The sequence below is a fragment of the Dorea sp. D27 genome (assembly GCF_001185345.1).
Lineage (GTDB): Bacteria > Bacillota > Clostridia > Lachnospirales > Lachnospiraceae > Extibacter.
In genome coordinates, this window is record NZ_KQ236747.1 from 19,717 (window position 1) to 22,270 (window position 2,554).

Below are 2,554 nucleotides of genomic sequence, written 5' to 3' on the forward strand. Positions count from 1 at the left end.
ACCGCTATCCCTCCGGCAAGAACCATCGGGACATACCGGTCACGCTTTCGCCGGGCAGCCATACATTGAGCGGCATCCGCTGCGGCAACGTGACCTTGCAGGCCGGGCGGGACTACACCGTGAGCGGCAGCCGGTACACATTCTCCAGGACCTATCTTGCCACGCTGGGGAAAGGCACCCACGCCTTTATCTTCGATATGAGCGGCGGCGCCGATCCGACGTTCACCCTCACGGTGGAGGACACCAGGCCGGGGGGCGGCACCAGTTCCGGCCCAACGTCCGATTCCGGCAATGACGGCAGCAATCCCAACACCGGCGTGGCGGATCGCGCCCTGTTGTGGCTGGCCTGGCTGATCGTGTCGGGCATCCTGATCTTCCTGCTGGTTCGCTGCGCCCCCCGCCGCAAACGGGCCGGGCATTGATCCGGCGGTATGGAAACACGGACCGAACCGAGAAAATGGCTGCGCGGCCGGGTATCCCGGCCGCTGCTGGCTGTTGATATTGGAGGGGGAGACGCACCTGTACAAGCTTATTCGCAACACTTGGCATGATGTCTGCCGGTTGTATCGGCGTACTTATGGAGAAGAAAAGAAAAAAGGGTATGAAAGAATGAAGCGGATAGAGGATATGGAAAGTTCAGCCGGGCAGAGGGAGATACACAGTTATTCTGTGGAATCTCCCTTGTCTTTTTTTACATATCAAGGTTCATTCACTTATGGTAAAATTAGTGCTTTTTGATTACCGAACACTGCAAACTAAATATTAGTAAGGGAATACAAAAAATAGCATTTTCATTAAACTTCCATGAAAATGCTATTTGTCCCTCAGAACTAGCCTATTTAAAATTGATATAACAGCAATCATATCCTCATCGTCCAATTGTTTCAGAAGATCACAAGCCTTTTCAAACAAGGGGATATTATGCAGCTGGTCATCAAAAAAATTGTCAGGCGTAATATTAAAGTATTCGCAGATTTCTAGAAATAGTTTCATTGAAGGCAAAGCCCTACCGGAGCTAATAGATTGAATGTAGCTTTTATTTTTGCCAAGGTCAAGACTCATTTGATATTCTGAAACATTTTTTTAAGTCGTAGCTCTGTTATACGATCTCCTATATATTTTTCATTCATAGTTGCCCCTTACATGTTATATATTATATTTTAAACTATTTACTTACTGTAAATTACGGATTAAAATAGATATACATTAAAAAAATGTAATAATATACGTATTATATGAGTTATTACTATTATTAATACGTGTTTGATTTTAAAGGGAGTGCGGCTATGAAAGTCATTGGCTCAAAAAGTGAAATTGTATGGATTAAGAATGCTCTCCAAAATAGCTGTCTAAAGTGTCCATTCGCAAAAGAGTGTGGTAAACAAGCACAACAAGATGTGGTTGAAAGTGGTCATGTTGAAAAGACTTGTGACAAATTTTTAGATGAAAATATACTTTTTATAATAGAATAGACTATATATTGTGCTTTGGAAATTGACATCTACAATATAGTGTGATAGTATACTATTATATTTTATTTTTATGCGCACCTCTTGGGGTGGATGTTTCTGGATATCCAATAATCCTGTAAACGAAGTGCAGAAGCTGTTTATGTTTGTATTAAAAGTGTCAATTGTGGCTTAGGTCATGGTGGCGCTTTTTTTGTTTAGGTAAGGCTATTAAAGAATGATTGGAATGAAAACAATTATATTCCGTTCATTCTTTTTTTGATGGCCACAATCAGCCATGGCTGTTTATGGAATAAAAAATGAAAGGTGGAACAAAAAATGAATGAAAAAAAAGTGTATGCAGATGAGTTTCAGACTACATTTGTAAGCGCAAAGGAAATGCTGGATTTTCTGGCCGAGAGGACAAAAACCTCTGAATGGCTATGTAAGCCTACTAAGGCATTACGACTGGCCGCACTGGAAAAGGAGAGAGAGAAGATTGAACCGGATGATCCGGGGGTGTTGTCTGACACGGAAAAAAACACACAACTTGTTTTAAAAGTGGCAGGAAAAACCTATCCGGTAAGGAACTGTGCAATAGCCGGAACTGCGGGAGACGACCCCTGCCCCGGTGCTCCTGCTTTGAGCGGGAAAAATAAATGCTGAGAAAAATTGTTACAAATTGGCAACCTTTTCGTTTTTGCCGCTTGCCTGTGCTATAATGTGTGTGGAGATTACAAGGCCCCGTAAAAACAGAAAGTCACGATGGTGGCTTTCTGTTCGTCCTTCTGATTGGAGACGATGAAAATGTGAACGCCGCCTGCCGTCTGGACGAGCTGTGCCGGAAGGTGAAGGCTCCGGCAGGGCCCACAGCGGCCCATCAGCGGGCGCAGGGCTGAGATACGCCCCAGCTCACGCAGAAAAGCACATCGCGCACGGCGCGGAGAACGGCGGCTTTAAGAATTTTCTCAAGGGGGTTGACAAGTTGAGCAGACGCGATATAATTCGTGACAGACAGACAGACAGACAGACAGACAGACAGACAGACAGACAGACAGACAGACAGACAGACAGACAGACAGACAGACAGACAGACAGACAGACAG

Annotated in this window: 3 protein-coding genes; all 3 read left to right on the forward strand. The window is 44.6% G+C overall.

Features of this window, described 5'->3' with window-relative positions:
* The coding region (locus HMPREF0980_RS15865; protein ID WP_304437665.1) for a X2-like carbohydrate binding domain-containing protein at nucleotides 1-422 on the forward strand (422 nt) is incomplete at its 5' end.
* Nucleotides 423-1,286: 864 nt separating this feature from the next.
* Nucleotides 1,287-1,472 (forward strand): hypothetical protein, encoded by a 186-nt coding sequence (locus HMPREF0980_RS15875; RefSeq protein WP_049730053.1) that lies wholly within the window; start codon nucleotides 1,287-1,289, stop codon nucleotides 1,470-1,472.
* Between the two features lie 315 nt (nucleotides 1,473-1,787).
* On the forward strand, nucleotides 1,788-2,114 hold the full coding sequence (locus HMPREF0980_RS15880) for a hypothetical protein (protein ID WP_049730054.1): 327 nt from the start codon (nucleotides 1,788-1,790) through the stop codon (nucleotides 2,112-2,114).
* Nucleotides 2,115-2,554 lie beyond the last annotated feature (440 nt).